This is a genomic window from Afipia sp. MLSD5-FHT05B12, assembly GCF_058793355.1.
Genome location: NZ_JBXAFS010000001.1, coordinates 325,553 through 340,077, shown reverse-complemented (window position 1 = coordinate 340,077; position 14,525 = coordinate 325,553). Strand labels below are relative to the sequence as shown.

Below are 14,525 nucleotides of genomic sequence, written 5' to 3'. Positions count from 1 at the left end.
TCAACGCCCCGCGAACTTGGCAAGACCCGGGCCATTCTTGCGGAACGACGCAAGACCGGTCTTGAGATCTTCGGATGACCAGATCGGTCCCTGAATGCGCGCCATGGCCTCATCGGCGGCATCAACGCCTTCGTTGACCGCAATATGAACGAGTTGCTTGGTGGCCGCATGGGCCAGGGTCGGCCCCTGTGCGAACTCTTCCGCAACCGACATCGTCGCACTCTCCAGCGACTCCTCAGGCACGGTGAGATTGATCAGGCCCCACTTTTCCAAGGTCGGCGCATCATAGCGCCGCGCCAACATGGACATCTCCTTGGCGCGCTGCGCGCCGATGCGCTGGGCCTGACGCTGGATACCGCCCAACAGCGGATGAAGACCGAGCGTCGCTTCCACCGAACCGATCTTCGCCGACGACGCCGCAATAATATAGTCGCACGACAAAGCGAGCTCGAGCCCGCCACCAAGACAGACACCGTGTACACTTGCAATCAGCGGAATCGGCAGCAATTCCATGAAGCGAAGAAATTCAACGCCGGTCAGGCGGCGATTCTCATTCGCCTGGTTACCGCTCCCTTCTGCGACGCGCTTGTCGAAGATATCGAGATCGGCGCCAGCTGAAAAATGCCGCAAGCCGCTGCGGATCACGATAGCGCGGCTTCCGGCTTTCTGCGCCTCTTCAACCTTCTCCACGATGGCATTGATGAGCTTGGGGCCCAAGAGATTATAGGGCCGATAGACCATCGTCAGTATCGAAATATTACCGCGCTGCTCGCGCGTAACCAGTGCGTCTTCGGACAAGGTGCGCCTCCCGTTTTGCAGGCGCATTCGCTTGCGCCGATGTCATTACGGGAGGCAGCCTAGCTTATGACTTGCATTTTGCAAGTCATTGTTCGTGCAGGTCAGCTATCTTGGCGCTCGACGCAGTTCTTGAGGACGCCGATCCGCTCGACTTCAAGCTCAATTTCGTCGCCATGCTCCAGAAACCAGCCAAGCTCCAGACCGCACCCGTTGCCAACTGTGCCGGAACCAATGAATTCACCCGGCATCAGGGTCTCATCCTGGGTGACATGCGCGATGATCTCTTCAAACGAGAACAGCATGCCGTCGCTCACACCCTTCGAACGAACTTCGCCATTAACGCGCACTTCCATGTTCAGCCTGTATGGATCGCCGATTTCGTCGGGAGTGACGATCCACGGTCCAAGTACATTGCCGCCGTCGAAGCTTTTGCCCTTCGCTGGGCCGAGCCGGCCTTCCATTTCGATGCGCTGAGCGTCGCGCGCCGAGAAGTCGTTGAAGATCGTATAGCCAAAAATATGATTCCGAGCGTTCGCAGCCGAAATATTAGCGCCCTTGCCTTTGGTGATGACGCCGAATTCAAGCTCGTAATCCATGACCTTGCTGTAACGCGGCCATTTAACGGTCGTATTGGTACCCTGCACGCTGAAACGATTGGTGATGTAGTAGATCGGCTGCTTGCGGTAAATTTCGGGAAGCTCAGGCAATGGCTCCGCCTCAAGCCGCGCCAATTCGGCTTTATTCCCTTCCGCACGGGCCTTCAGCTTCAATTGGCCGCGAGGCGACTGACGGATATGCAGCGGAAACGACATCCCGTCCCGCATCTGGCGGGGCTCTGGCAGAGGCGCCAGAATTTCCGCGCCTGGGACAGCCGTCGACAAATCCGTGTCGCGGCCATAGCGATCAAACAGCGCTCTGGCCTGATCAAGCACCGCGTCCCCGCCATCGATCAGCGCGATCATGGAATTGAATGCGGGATTGGCATTTCCTGCACGCGAGGAAGCCGCAGCAAGATCGAACAAACTTGCGTCGTTGTTATGGACGATCGCGACACGTTCCTTGTCATTTACACGGCATGTTGCAAGCTTCACCGACAATTCCTCCGTTTGCTTCTTGATACATGGAGCCGGAATTTTCCGCTCCGTTCCGCTCAGGATAGACAATGACTTTCATTTTGCAAGTCATTAGAATTTGCAAGGCGCCACCCATACCGGGCCCGCGCCACTGCTTAAGGACCGGTATTGCAGGGGTTTCCAGACGAAAATACTTAGCCGTCCACGGCGATATCGTTCGCAAATCTTGCGATGGGCAGCTATGCGCACATCACGAAAGCCGCTGTTATCCCAGAGTCTTGAGCCAGTTGCCGATTTCGCGTAGCGCGTCATTCGCCTTGGGGAGTAGTTTGCCCATGGTGATAAAGCCATGGAATTGACCGGGATACGCCCGGTGCATGACCGGCACGCCGGCATCACTGAGACGCCTTGCAAATTCATCGCCTTCGTCGCGCAAAGGATCGGCTCCGGCCGTCAAGACGATGGCAGGAGGCAAATCTGAGAGCTGTTTCACACGTGCCGGAGAAGCCCGCCAATCCTCAGAGTCCGCCGCACTATTGAGATAGTGATCGCGAAACCAGCGGATCACGGAATGCGTCAGCAACGCATCGGTCTCAGGCTCGTCGTGGGAAGGATGGCTCATTGAAAAATCGGTTGCGGGGTAGATCAGAACCTGACCCGCAATTTTCGGTCCGTTGTCCCGCGCATGGATCGACACGATTGCAGCGAGATTGCCGCCGGCGCTGTCGCCTCCGACCGCCAACCGCGCGGTATCTATCTTCAACTCACGGGAGTTCCTGGCAATCCAATCCGTCGCAGCGATGGCATCATCGACTGCCGCGGGAAACTTGTGCTCTGGCGCAAGCCGGTAATCGATCGAGATCACGACGAGCTGGCCCTCGTCGGCAAGCGTGCGGCAGACAACGTCGTGGGAATCGAGGTTGCCGATAACCCAGCCTCCGCCATGAAAAAAGACGAGGCACGGCGATAGTCCATCCGCCTCTCTCACGGTCAATGGTCTGTAGAGGCGTGCCGGGATCAACCCGGCCGGTCCCGGTATCATCAGCGATTCAGTTGACGCGATCCTGGGTGGCTCGGGATTCGATACAACGCGGCTGGCCAGATACATCTGGCGAGCCTCCGCTGGGGAGAGCGTTTCATACGGCGGGCGTCCGGCTTCACGGAAGGCACTCAGGACCGCAGCGGCATCGGGATCAAGAATAACTGGCATACAACTCCCCGCAGCCCAAACAGGGCCTCGTCATCTTACTGGCGGGAAACTGTAAACCCGCCGCATGGCTGCTGTCGACGCCGCCATGCGGGGGACCAAGGCCGTACTCCAGCTGCCTTGGAGCCGGATGGATACGATGGGCGAGCCCTTAGATCCCGCCCATACAGAGGTACTTGATCTCGAGATAGTCCTCGATGCCGTACTTGGATCCTTCGCGGCCATTGCCGCTTTCCTTGACACCGCCGAACGGCGCGATCTCGGTTGAGATAATGCCTTCGTTGATACCGACCATGCCGTACTCAAGAGCCTCGGCGACACGCCAAACCCTGCCAATATCGCGGCCGTAGAAATAGGCGGCAAGCCCGAACTCGGTGTCGTTGGCCAGACGGATAGCCTCCTCTTCGGTCTTGAAGCGAAATACCGGCGCGACGGGCCCAAACGTCTCCTCCCGGAAGATCAGCATGTCCGGCGTGGTGCCGGTTAGCACTGTCGGCTCGTAAAAAGTTCGGCCGAGGGCATGGCGCTTGCCGCCGACCGCGACCCTGGCCCCTTTTGCCGCCGCGTCGGCGATATGCTCTTCGACCTTCTCGACCGCGGCCATATTGATCAGGGGTCCAATGGTGACGCCCTCGCCAAACCCATCGCCCACCTTCAGGCTCCGCACCGCCTGCAACAACTTCTCAACAAACGCGTCGTAAATCCCGTCCTGCGCGAAGATACGATTGACGCAAACGCAGGTTTGCCCGGCATTGCGATATTTCGAAGCCATCGCCCCTTTTACCGCAGCATCGATGTCCGCATCGTCGAACACAATGAACGGCGCATTGCCGCCAAGCTCCATCGATGTCCGCTTCACTGTGGACGCGCTCTGCTCCATCAGTTTCTTGCCGATCTCGGTCGAGCCGGTGAAGGTAACCTTGCGCACGATCGGATTTGACGTCATCTCGCCACCGATCGCAGAAGCAGATCCCGTCACCACGGAGAACACGCCCTTCGGCACGCCAGCCCTTTCGGCCAATACAGCGAGAGCCAGCGCGGACAGCGGCGTCTGACTGGCCGGCTTCACAACCATGGTGCAACCCGCGGCAAGAGCCGGTCCGGCCTTGCGGGTAATCATTCCGGCCGGGAAATTCCAAGGGGTAATCGCGGCGCATACGCCAATCGGCTGCTTCAGCACGACAATGCGGCGATCGGCCGTAAACGGCGGGATCGTATCGCCGTAAACGCGTTTGCCCTCCTCCGCGAACCATTCGATGAAACTCGCCGCGTAGGCGATCTCGCCCTTGCTCTCCGCAAGCGGCTTGCCTTGCTCTGCGGTCATGATGGCCGCGAGGTCATCCTGGTTGGCAATCATCAGGTCGAACCACTTGCGCAGAATTGCGGAACGCTCCTTGGCGGTTTTTGCACGCCATGCCGGAAGCGCAGCATTTGAGAGCTCAATCGCGCGCCTGGTTTCACCGGCACCCATATTAGGTACACTGCCGACCAAATCGCCGTTCGCCGGATTGTCGACCTTGATCGTGCCGCCGCCGTCCGCGGCAACCCACTCCCCGCCGATAAAGCAAGCACTACGCAGGAGAGAGGAATCTTTCAGCATCAGTTTCGAAGCCATTGTTAGGATGCCTTGTTAACTGGAGTAATGAGCGTTTCACGCAATTTGAACCGGATAATCTTACCCGATCCCGTGCGCGGAATCTCTTCCACGAAATGAACCGAAAACGGAACCTTGTACGACGACAGATGCTCACGGCAATGATCGAGGATGTCGTTTGTTCCGACATTCACCCCTGTCCGGGCAACAACGAACAATGCCGGCACCTCCCCCAAATGCTCGTGGGGGATACCGACGACCGCGCTGTCGACCACATTCTCGATCGTATTGACGACTTCCTCGATTTCGGCCGGCGCAATATTCTGGCCGCCTCGAATGATCAACTCTTTAAGACGCCCGGTGATGGTGAGAAATCCGTCGCGATCACTCTTGGCAAGATCGCCGGTATGATACCAGCCTTTCAGCAACGCGGACGCGGTCTCCTGCGGCTTGTTGTGATAACCGCTCATAAGGTTGGGTCCGCGAACGATCAGCTCTCCCTCCTCGCCAATCGCGACATCGTCGCCCGTTGCCGGCGAAACAATTCGGACGGCGAGGCCCGTGAGCGGTAGTCCGCACGACCCCATCACCCGGGCTCCTGTTTGCCAATTCATCGTCACCATTGTCGATGTTTCGGTAATTCCATAACCATCCAGCAGCTTAATCCCGAAACGAGATTCGAACTCCCGATTAAGCGTTGCGGGCATGATGGCGCCGGCCGACATACTGAGCCGTAGACCCGGAATTTTCAGACCTGGCTCCGCCTTGGTCGCCTCCAGAAAATAGTGGAACATCGTCGGCACGCCCGGAAAAAGGGTAAACTCTCCCGTCTTCAACAGGCGAACCGCTTCGGTCACCGAATACTTATCCATGATGTATTCGGTGGCGCCGACCGCAAGGATGCTCAGGACCGACAAATTCAACGCGTATGAGTGGAACAATGGCAACGGTGAAAGCACAACGTCCTTTTCCGAAAGTCCCGCGACCGGCGCCCAGCACGCCGCAGTCACCCACAGCATGCTGTGAACCGAGAGAACAACGCCCTTGGCTCGGCCGGTGGTACCGGATGTATAGATAATGAATGCGGGTTGCTCGATCTCCATCGGATCCCGCGGCGGCGACTTTGATACTGACTCCGCCAGCTTCTCGTAAAGCAGTCCTTCGCCCCGCTGCGAGCCGTGGCCAACAAGGACACAGACACCGAGAGCCGACAATTGCGGCTGCAATCTCGCAATTAACGGGGCTTGCTTGTCCGTGGTGATGACGCCCGAGCAATTCGCATCCTGCAATCGATACAGTATCTCGGATTCGGTCGCGTCATAGCTAATCGGAACGCTAATAGCGCCAGTGCGATTGATCGCTAAACAACTCTCAATCCAGGCCACGGAGTTCGGCAAAAAGATCGCAACCTTGTCGCCAGCCTGAATCCCGTTGTCTGCGAGGTGTCCGGCGAGATTGCCTGTACGCGTTGCGAGCTCAGCGTAAGTCACATTCGATGACGCGTCGCGATAGGCGATTTTCGATCCGCGAACCGTCGCATGGCGTTGCAGCAGCACCGGAACCGGCGCTATCAAATCGGTCTGTAGCACATCTGCTCTCCCGTATCGCTCTTCATCAAACCATGCTGAACCCGCCGCTGATGCTGACCGTCTGCCCGGTGATCCATCCGCCGTGCTTCGACGACAACAGGGTCACCATCGGCGCGATATCCGACGGGAACCCAAGACGTCGCAAGGGATAAAGCTTTGTCAGCTTGTCGCGATTGGCATCGACCCATTCGATATCATGAGGGGTTTCAATCAAGCCAAGCGAGATCGTGTTTGCGGTGGTTCCAAAACGTCCGAATTCGCGAGCCAGCGACTTCATCAATGCGATGACGCCAGCACGCGCGGCGGCAACGATCGCAAGTCCCGATTCTCCGACGCGAGACGAGTCGCCGACCAGCGCAATAATGCGGCCATCGCCGGCCTTCTCAAGATGCGGTGCCGCTGCTTTGGAAATATGGATCGCGCCATAAAGGCAGATATTGATCTGCTTCTGCCACTCCTCGGGAGTTGTCTCAGTGAAACGATTCCGAAGCGCAACGCCGGCGTTATTCACGACGATATTGAGCCCACCAAAATCCGAAGCAATCGAGGCGATCATGGCCTTGACCTCGCCGAAATTGGCGACATCGGCCTTGTAGGCCTTGGCTTTCCCGCCCCGCTTCTCGATGTCGGCTACCACCGCCTCGGCACCCGCACGCGATCCATTATAATTGACCGCAACCGTAGCGCCCTCCCCAGCAAGGCTGAGCGCAATCTCGCGTCCCACATCGCGCGCGCCGCCAGTGACAAGAGCCACCTTTCCTTTCAATTGCATGTCCATTTTTCTTGCTCCTCAAGAGTTTGCTTTTGCGCTTTCAATCAGGTGAAACAGCCTTTCCGGCGTCACCGGGAGTTCAAAGACATCGATATTGAGCGGAGCGAGCGCATCCGAAATGGCATTGGCGACTGCCGCCGGCGCCCCAATCGTGCCGCCCTCACCCATTCCGCGGAAACCACCAAGAGTCGTTTTGGACGCGGCCTCGATATGCACGACTCCGATCGGAGGAATTTCACTCGCCGAGGGAACGACATAATCAACGAGACTGGCAGTCACGTTCTGTCCTTCGTCGTTGTAGACCACTTCTTCATAGAGCGCGGCTCCGATCCCCTGCGCGACACCGCCATGCACCTGGCCGTCGACAATCATCGGATTAATAAGTTTTCCGCAGTCCTCCGCGACGAGGAACCGCTCCAGCTTCACCTGATAGGTTTCCGGATCGATCTCTAGTACAACAATGTGAGCGGCCGTCGCAGCAGTCCCGAACACGGGATCGTAGGTTTTCGTCGATGACAACTCTTCGCGCTGATCATTTGGGATACGCCCCATCTCTGAATAGACCGCGCGCGCGAGTTCACGAAACGTCATGCCGCGGTCGGTGCCCATGACCGCGATCCTGCCGTCCTCAATCGTCAAATCCGCCGCCGACGCTTCCAGCAAATGAGACGCGGCGCGCAGCACCTTCTCTTTGACGTCTTGGGCTGCAAGCGTCGCGGCGCCACCGGCGAGTACCGCGCTCCGGCTCGCGTAGGAGCCCGTGGCGTTTGGGACTGCGGCGCTATCGCCATGAATGACGCGGATGTCCTGTAGCCGCGCCCCAAGATGCTCAGCCACGACCTGGGCAAACGTGGTCTCATGCCCTTGCCCGTGAGCTGCCGTACCGACTGCGACCGTCACAGCACCTGTGGAGTCGATCAATATTTTAGCTGTTTCAGTTCCCGTATTGATCGGCATGCCTGGCGCAACAGAGATACGCGAGCCAATTCCCGTGAGTTCCGCATAACATGCCATACCGATGCCGAACCATCGGCCATCCGCCCGCGCTTTGGCTTGACGCTCGCGCAATGCGGCGTAGTTAATCGTCTCGCACGCCGCTTCAAGGCACTCGGTAAAGCTGCACTGATCCCAGACGATGCCGGACCCGATCTTGTGCGGAAACTCATCAGGCTGAATCATATTTTTCAGCCGAAGAAATTTTGGATCGAAGTTGAGTTCGCGTGCCGCCATATCCATCAGACGCTCGGTCACAAACGTCGATGCCGGACGTCCGACGCCACGATATGGACCCATCGGCGGCTTGGAGGTCGCGACCCCTCGCACGCGGCCGCGATAATGCGGGATCTTGTATGGTCCGGGTAGAAAGCTGACAACCTGCACCGGCTCGAGCGCGGCCGTCCACGGATAAATCGAATAGGCTCCAACGTCGCCGACGACATCCGCCCGCAGTGCGATTGCAACACCGTCCCTATCGAAACCAAGCTCGGCGTCCACGATCTCGTCGAAACCCTGACTGGTCGAAGAAAGATCTTCGAGACGATCGCTTGTCCATTTTACCGCACGCCCAAGATGGCGTGCAGCAAACGCGACAAAGAGCTCTTCGGAGTAGAGTGACGCTTTGCCGCCAAATCCACCGCCAACGTCCGGAGCGACGACACGCAACCGGTTGCCTGGCATATCGAGTGCTTCTGACAGCGCATCCCGGATAATCCCCGGAATTTGCGTCGCTGAATACAGCGTAAGCGCATCCTGTCCAGCCGAATACTCGGCGACGTAAGAGCGGTTTTCCATTGCGAGCGGTGTCTTGCGCCGCATTCGAAAACGACCCGACACACGAACGGCCGCATTTTCCATCTCTGCATCGACATCGCCGCGCTTGAATTCACGCGAGAGCAGGACATTTGTGCCGATCTCATCATGCAGTAGCGGCGCATCCGGCTGCATGGCAGCCTCGGGATCTATAACGACCGGAAGCGCTTCGAAATCGATCTCGATCAGCTCGATAGCATCTTCCGCGAGATAGCGGTTTTCCGCGATCACGGCGACGACCGGCTCCCCGGCATAACGAACCTTACCTTGGGCAAGCGCAAACAACGGCGTGGCGTGATAGCTGGCCATACGCGACGTTGCGAGAATCGGCTTGATCCGCCCTTCAAAGTCGGCGCCGGTGAAGACCGAGATTACACCCGGAGATCGACGCGCGGCCTCGCAATCGATTGAAACAATTCGAGCGTGCGAATGATCGCTTCGCCGGAACGCAACATGAAGCATTCCAGCAGACTGCCGATCATCGACGTAGCTGCCATTTCCTGTCAGAAGACGTGGGTCTTCGGTGCGCCTCACGCGCGCGCCGACTGTCTTCGGGCGTGTCGCGAAATCATCATCGACATCGCGCGTGTCTTTTCGACCTGGCTGGACCTTCTCAATCATAGGCGTCAGGCCCTTTGCGTAATTGATTCCACTCTGCGATGTCATGACTGCAAATAATGGTTGCCCCGCTGGACTCGATCTTGCGAACTTCCGCGAACGACCTCAGAAACAATTCTGCATTTTTTGTGTTGCGCGGCACGGTATCGGTATCGAGATTGGCGCGAAGGCTCACCGCGTCCGAGGTCAGCAAGAACTCGCCGTTGCGATCCAGCTTAACCAACGCGCCGATCGTTCCTGGCGTATGACCCGGCAATGGGATCAGCGTAATCCTTCCGTCGCCGAAGATATCTGTTTGCTTATGAATGACATTCATGGGGATCGGATGATCCCAGTCGATCGCGAGATAGCCGCTGCTCAACGCATCCGGCGCCTTCGCTGCTTCAAGCTCAAGCGCATGAACAAAAATCGTCGCCTTCTTGAAGAATTCATTGCAGCCGCAGTGGTCCGTGTGGAAATGCGAACAAACCACAACATCGACATCATCGGGACCGAGCCCGACGGCCTTCAGACCGCTAAGAACATGTTCGCCGGGCGGCATGATGGGTGTCATGAACTTCGCGAGCCCCCCCAAACGCGCCTCGGGGCTTTCAGCCACCTGTGGATGGCAGCCAGTATCGAACAGCACATTTCCCTGGACGTGCCGCATCAGCATGCAGGACACTGGCAGATCAATCATTTCGGTACGCTCTGCGTCCGGAAAGTAAGTGTTCTTCTTCATGCGAAGGCGGCCGCCAGACAACACATGCATCTTCATGATGTCTTTTCCTTCAACGCGTCCGACGCGGACCGCACAGCGCGGACGATGTTTTCATAGCCGGTACAGCGGCACAGATTTCCCGACAGTCCTTCGCGGATGTCGTCATCCGTCGCGAGCGGATGCTTGGCGATCAAGTCTTTTGCTGTGATCAGCATGCCCGGCGTACAGAAGCCACACTGCAAGGCGTGATGCTCCCGGAACGCCTCCTGGATCACACCCATATTGTTAATAGTCCCGAGACCTTCGACCGTCTCGATCTCGCAGCCGTTCATCTGCACCGCCAGCAGCAGGCACGAGCGTACACTGTCACCGTTCACAATGATGGTGCATGCACCGCAAACTCCATGCTCACAGCCGATGTGGGTTCCAGTCAGCCCGAGAGTGCTCCGCAGAAAATCTGCCAACAGCAGCCGCGGCTCGACACTCTTCTCATGTACAACACCATTCACCGTCACCCTGATCTCGCGAGAGATGGTCATGCTGCCACTCCCCCGGCACGTTGCCACGCCGACACGAGCGCGCGGCGCGCCAGCACGCCGACAAGATGACGACGATAATCCGACGAAGCATGCAAGTCCGTATTGGGCTCTACAGCCGCTCTGATCGATGCGACGACATCATCCAGCAGTTCGCCGGACCAGTTCTGACCAGCAAGCAGATCCTCGGCATCGGTCGCCCGTATTGCTGTCTCCCCGACCCCCATCATCCCGATTCGCACTTCGCCTATCGCGCCATCTGAAATTGCGATGGTCGCGGCAACACATGCGAGGGCGAAATCGCCGGATCGCCTGGCCACTTCCTCGAACCCCCAGCCGGTTTGCGGAGGCAGCTTGGGAAACTCGATATCAGTCAGGAGATCATCGTCGGCCAGATCCGTGGTCAGCGCGCCGAGAAAGAAATCCGCAGGGTCCACAGTCCGACGGCCAGCGCTCGACGTGATGCCGAACTTTGCATTGAGCAACAAAGACATCATCGGCAGTTCGGCAGCCGGATCGGCATGAGACAGGCTCCCGCCGATCGTGCCACGATTGCGGATCGCCAGATGCGCGACGAAGGTCATCGCCTCACGCAACACTGGAAAATGCTGAGCAATGATGGGCGACGTTTCAAGTGCGACGTGACGTGTCAAGGCACCAACCCTGATCGACTTACCGCAGTCCTCTACGCCTGCCAGGCCATGGATACGATTGATATCCACCAGCACCGAGGGCCGAAGCAGACGAAAGTTGAGCATCGGCACGAGGCTTTGACCGCCAGCGATGATCTTCCCATCGCCGCCCGCGGCTGCAAGCGCGGACACTGCAGATTCCACGCTATCGGCAACAACATAATCAAAGGCAGCGGGCTTCATCTGGTCAACGCCCCTTGAATACCGGTGGACGTTTCTCGGCGAAAGCCCTGCGGCCCTCCTCGTAATCGTTGCTGGCGGAGGCATGATCGATGAGCCTCTGTGCCGCCTTGGTGTCGAGCGCTCCGTCTCCCATCGCCAGATTCGTCAAGATTGACTTGGCTCCAGCAACCGATAATGGCGCGAGTGTTGCGATGTTAGCCGCAAAGGCCTTGGCGTCGCGCATCGGATTGTCCGACACGCAATCGGAAAAACCAATCCTCTCGGCTTCAGCCGCCCCAAAGCGCTCCGCACTGTAAAGAATCCGCCTGGCATTGGTGAGGCCGACCAGCGACAGCAGCCGCTGCGTGCTGCGAACGCCGTAAATTATCGACAACTTTGCTGCCGGAATGCCGATGGATGCGTCCGCATGCGTAAAGCGAAAATCGCACGCCAGCGACAGATGGCATCCACCACCGAGACAATATCCTTCAATGACTGCGATGACCGGCTTCGGCACTCCTGCGATAGCATCGGAGGACGCATCAACCGCGACTTCATAAGCGGCACTGTCTTCGACACTCGACCGGACTTTGGCGAACTCCGAGACATCAGCACCGACACTGAAGTTGCCGCCAGCCCCAGTCAGAATGATCGCGCGAACGTCGGGGTCGCAGCCGAGCTCACCGAAGACTCGAGCCATGTCCTTCCACATCGCAAGCGTCATGGCGTTGCGCGCGACCGGCCTGTTGAGACGGACCACGCCAATTCGTTCTTCAGTCACGACTTCTATATCGGCCACATCTTCCTCCCGCGAGCGATCTAGACCGCGGCCCGGCTTTCCGCCTTGTCGCTCCCGGACTGTTCCGGGTTGCCGCCGACCAGTTCGCCAAACCGGTCGAAGAACTGTCCGGCGAGTTTCTTCGCCGTCGAATCAATCAGCCGAGCGCCAAGCTGCGCAATCTTGCCGCCGACCTTTGCCTGGACATCATAGTGAAGGACAGTATGGGTTGAATCCAGCGCTTCAAGTCTGACGTTGGCGCCGCCCTCGGCAAAGCCGGCAATGCCGCCCTGTCCCTGGCCTGTGATGGTGTAGCCTTCCGGAGGGGTGATATCGGACAGCGTGACGCGACCAAGAAACTTGGCCTTGATTGGCCCAACCTTCAGGACAACCGATGCAGCGAACTCTGTCCCTGACGTCATATCAAGCGTTTCGCAGCCCGGTATGGCCTGCCGAAGAATGGCGGGATCGTTTAGGGCCGCCCAGACATCGATCTGTGAGGCATTCAGAGTCGTTTGTCCCGACATTTCCATGCGACTGTTCCTTCAACGTATTCAGTTATTCGGCGGCCGCCGACTGCATCCCAGAAACTTGCAACGGCGCAACCGCCAGCCGCAATGTTTCGGGCAAGGATGCGGGTCTCCCGCTCATGCGATCGACATAGACATGCACGAAATGCCCTTGGGCAGATGCGATATCTTCGTTGTCCTTAAAGAGGCCAATCTCATAGCGAATGCTGCTGTTGCCCTGATGGCCGACGCGAAGGCCCGCATTGACCCTCGACGGGAAAGCAATCGATTTAAAGAATCGACAGCTCGTTTCGGCAACAAGACCGATTACTGGACTCTTCTCGATATCGAGCGCCCCTCTCTCGATAAGGTACTGGCAAACGAGCGTATCAAAGAACGAATAGTACGTCGTATTGTTCATGTGATGATAAACGTCATTGTCCATCCAACGCGTCGTCATGATCTGAAAATGTACATAGTCACCGCGGAATTCAGGTTTCGGCCGCTCCGTCATAACGATGCCTCATAGATCGCAAGTGCATCTGCGTGAGTGACTTCGCGCGGATTATTGACGAGAAGGCGCGTCTGTTTCATCGCGTCCTCGGCAAGCATCGCCACATCATTCTGCCCGATTCCGACATCACGCAGGCGCGTAGGCAACCCAAGTTCGATCGGAAGATTCGACAGCATCCTCACAAGCGCCCTGGTGCGATCGGGCGCCCCACCAGTCGCTTGCGGTGTCAAAATGGCAGCGAGTTCGCCGTAGTGCGCCTCTGCGGAACTGGCATTGAATTGAATGACCTGCGGCAATACCAAGGAGTTCGACAGCCCGTGCGGGACATGGAATCGCGCACCCACTGGATAAGCCAGCGCATGCACGGCGGCGACCGGTGCGTTCGCAAATGCCATTCCGGCAAGCATGGAGCCGAGAAGCATATTATGACGCGCTTCGCGATTCGTGCCGTTACGGCAGACCTCATGGATATTCGTACCCAGAAGCCTGAGAGATTCGCGGGCCAATGCATCAGACAACGAATTCTTCAAACGCTTGCTGGTATAGGCCTCGATGGCATGAACCATCGCGTCAATGCCGGTGGCAGCCGTTACTGCTCGCGGCAACCCGAGCGTTAACTCCGCATCGAGCACCGCCCAGTCGGGCAGCAAGACCGGCGAGACGACACCCTTCTTTTCCCCCTCACCGGTGGTCACGATCGAAATCGGCGTCACTTCCGAACCGGTGCCAGCAGTAGTAGGCGCGAGTACCAGGGGCAGACGCGGACCCCTGGCCATGCCGACGCCGTAAATGTCTGCGAGTGTTTCCCGTCCCACCGCCAGCAATGCGACCAGCTTGGCGACGTCCATCGAACTACCACCGCCGATTGAAACCACGCCATCGACTTTCGCCCCCACCGCCAGCTTGACCGCGGCTTCGATCACGTGAACCGGAGGATCAGCTTCAACATCGGAGAACAGGGTAACTGCAACGCCCCGCTGTTCCAGCCCATGCAACCCAGCCTGCAACAGCCCCGCCGATTTGACACCGGCATCGGTGACCAGAAGCACTGACTTGCAGCCAAGATCCCTCACGAGTTCGCCAATGCGCGATGAGCATCCCGGCTCGACCATGATTGATTTTGTTGACTGGAAAACAAACCCCTGCACCGCAAGCTCCGTTCTGTATTCGCGAA

General features: G+C 58.1%; 14 protein-coding genes. All 14 read right to left on the bottom strand.

Annotated features, from left to right (window positions below):
• Positions 1 to 798 (bottom strand): enoyl-CoA hydratase/isomerase family protein, encoded by a 798-nt coding sequence (locus tag AC1Q6J_RS01455; RefSeq protein WP_492277543.1) that lies wholly within the window; start codon positions 796 to 798, stop codon positions 1 to 3.
• Positions 799 to 899: 101 nt separating this feature from the next.
• Positions 900 to 1,889 carry a fumarylacetoacetate hydrolase family protein gene (locus AC1Q6J_RS01450; RefSeq protein ID WP_492277542.1) on the bottom strand — a complete coding sequence of 330 codons (990 nt, stop codon included), beginning with the start codon at positions 1,887 to 1,889 and terminating at the stop codon, positions 900 to 902.
• Positions 1,890 to 2,136: 247 nt separating this feature from the next.
• Positions 2,137 to 3,081: a LipP1 family hormone-sensitive lipase gene (gene lipP1 / locus AC1Q6J_RS01445; protein WP_492277541.1), complete on the bottom strand. Its 945-nt coding sequence runs from the start codon at positions 3,079 to 3,081 to the stop codon at positions 2,137 to 2,139.
• 148 nt (positions 3,082 to 3,229) lie between these two features.
• Positions 3,230 to 4,693 (bottom strand): NADP-dependent succinate-semialdehyde dehydrogenase, encoded by a 1,464-nt coding sequence (gabD, locus tag AC1Q6J_RS01440; protein ID WP_492277540.1) that lies wholly within the window; start codon positions 4,691 to 4,693, stop codon positions 3,230 to 3,232.
• Between the two features lie 2 nt (positions 4,694 to 4,695).
• Positions 4,696 to 6,261, bottom strand: a complete 1,566-nt coding sequence (locus AC1Q6J_RS01435) for a class I adenylate-forming enzyme family protein (protein WP_492277539.1) — start codon at positions 6,259 to 6,261, stop codon at positions 4,696 to 4,698.
• A gap of 25 nt (positions 6,262 to 6,286) precedes the next feature.
• On the bottom strand, positions 6,287 to 7,039 hold the full coding sequence (locus AC1Q6J_RS01430) for an SDR family NAD(P)-dependent oxidoreductase (protein WP_492277538.1): 753 nt from the start codon (positions 7,037 to 7,039) through the stop codon (positions 6,287 to 6,289).
• Positions 7,040 to 7,051: 12 nt separating this feature from the next.
• Positions 7,052 to 9,463 carry a xanthine dehydrogenase family protein molybdopterin-binding subunit gene (locus AC1Q6J_RS01425; RefSeq protein WP_492277537.1) on the bottom strand — a complete coding sequence of 804 codons (2,412 nt, stop codon included), beginning with the start codon at positions 9,461 to 9,463 and terminating at the stop codon, positions 7,052 to 7,054.
• Positions 9,456 to 10,217, bottom strand: coding sequence for an N-acyl homoserine lactonase family protein (locus AC1Q6J_RS01420; RefSeq protein WP_492277536.1), 762 nt, complete (start codon positions 10,215 to 10,217; stop codon positions 9,456 to 9,458). Before AC1Q6J_RS01420 ends, AC1Q6J_RS01425 begins: the two co-directional genes overlap by 8 nt.
• The gene (locus AC1Q6J_RS01415) at positions 10,214 to 10,699 is read right to left on the bottom strand and encodes a (2Fe-2S)-binding protein (protein WP_492277535.1); all 486 of its coding nucleotides are present in this window, start codon (positions 10,697 to 10,699) and stop codon (positions 10,214 to 10,216) included. The genes AC1Q6J_RS01420 and AC1Q6J_RS01415 overlap by 4 nt, the downstream gene beginning before the upstream one ends.
• A complete protein-coding gene (locus tag AC1Q6J_RS01410; protein ID WP_492277534.1) occupies positions 10,696 to 11,571 on the bottom strand; it encodes an FAD binding domain-containing protein in 876 nt (291 codons plus the stop codon). Before AC1Q6J_RS01410 ends, AC1Q6J_RS01415 begins: the two co-directional genes overlap by 4 nt.
• A 4-nt stretch (positions 11,572 to 11,575) precedes the next feature.
• A complete protein-coding gene (locus tag AC1Q6J_RS01405) occupies positions 11,576 to 12,349 on the bottom strand; it encodes an enoyl-CoA hydratase-related protein (protein WP_492277533.1) in 774 nt (257 codons plus the stop codon).
• A 20-nt stretch (positions 12,350 to 12,369) separates the two neighbouring features.
• Entirely contained in the window at positions 12,370 to 12,861 is a 492-nt protein-coding gene (locus AC1Q6J_RS01400; RefSeq protein WP_492277532.1) for an SRPBCC family protein, read from the bottom strand.
• Positions 12,862 to 12,886: 25 nt separating this feature from the next.
• Positions 12,887 to 13,351 (bottom strand): acyl-CoA thioesterase, encoded by a 465-nt coding sequence (locus AC1Q6J_RS01395; RefSeq protein ID WP_492277531.1) that lies wholly within the window; start codon positions 13,349 to 13,351, stop codon positions 12,887 to 12,889.
• The gene (locus AC1Q6J_RS01390; protein WP_492277721.1) at positions 13,348 to 14,499 is read right to left on the bottom strand and encodes an iron-containing alcohol dehydrogenase; all 1,152 of its coding nucleotides are present in this window, start codon (positions 14,497 to 14,499) and stop codon (positions 13,348 to 13,350) included. Before AC1Q6J_RS01390 ends, AC1Q6J_RS01395 begins: the two co-directional genes overlap by 4 nt.
• Positions 14,500 to 14,525 lie beyond the last annotated feature (26 nt).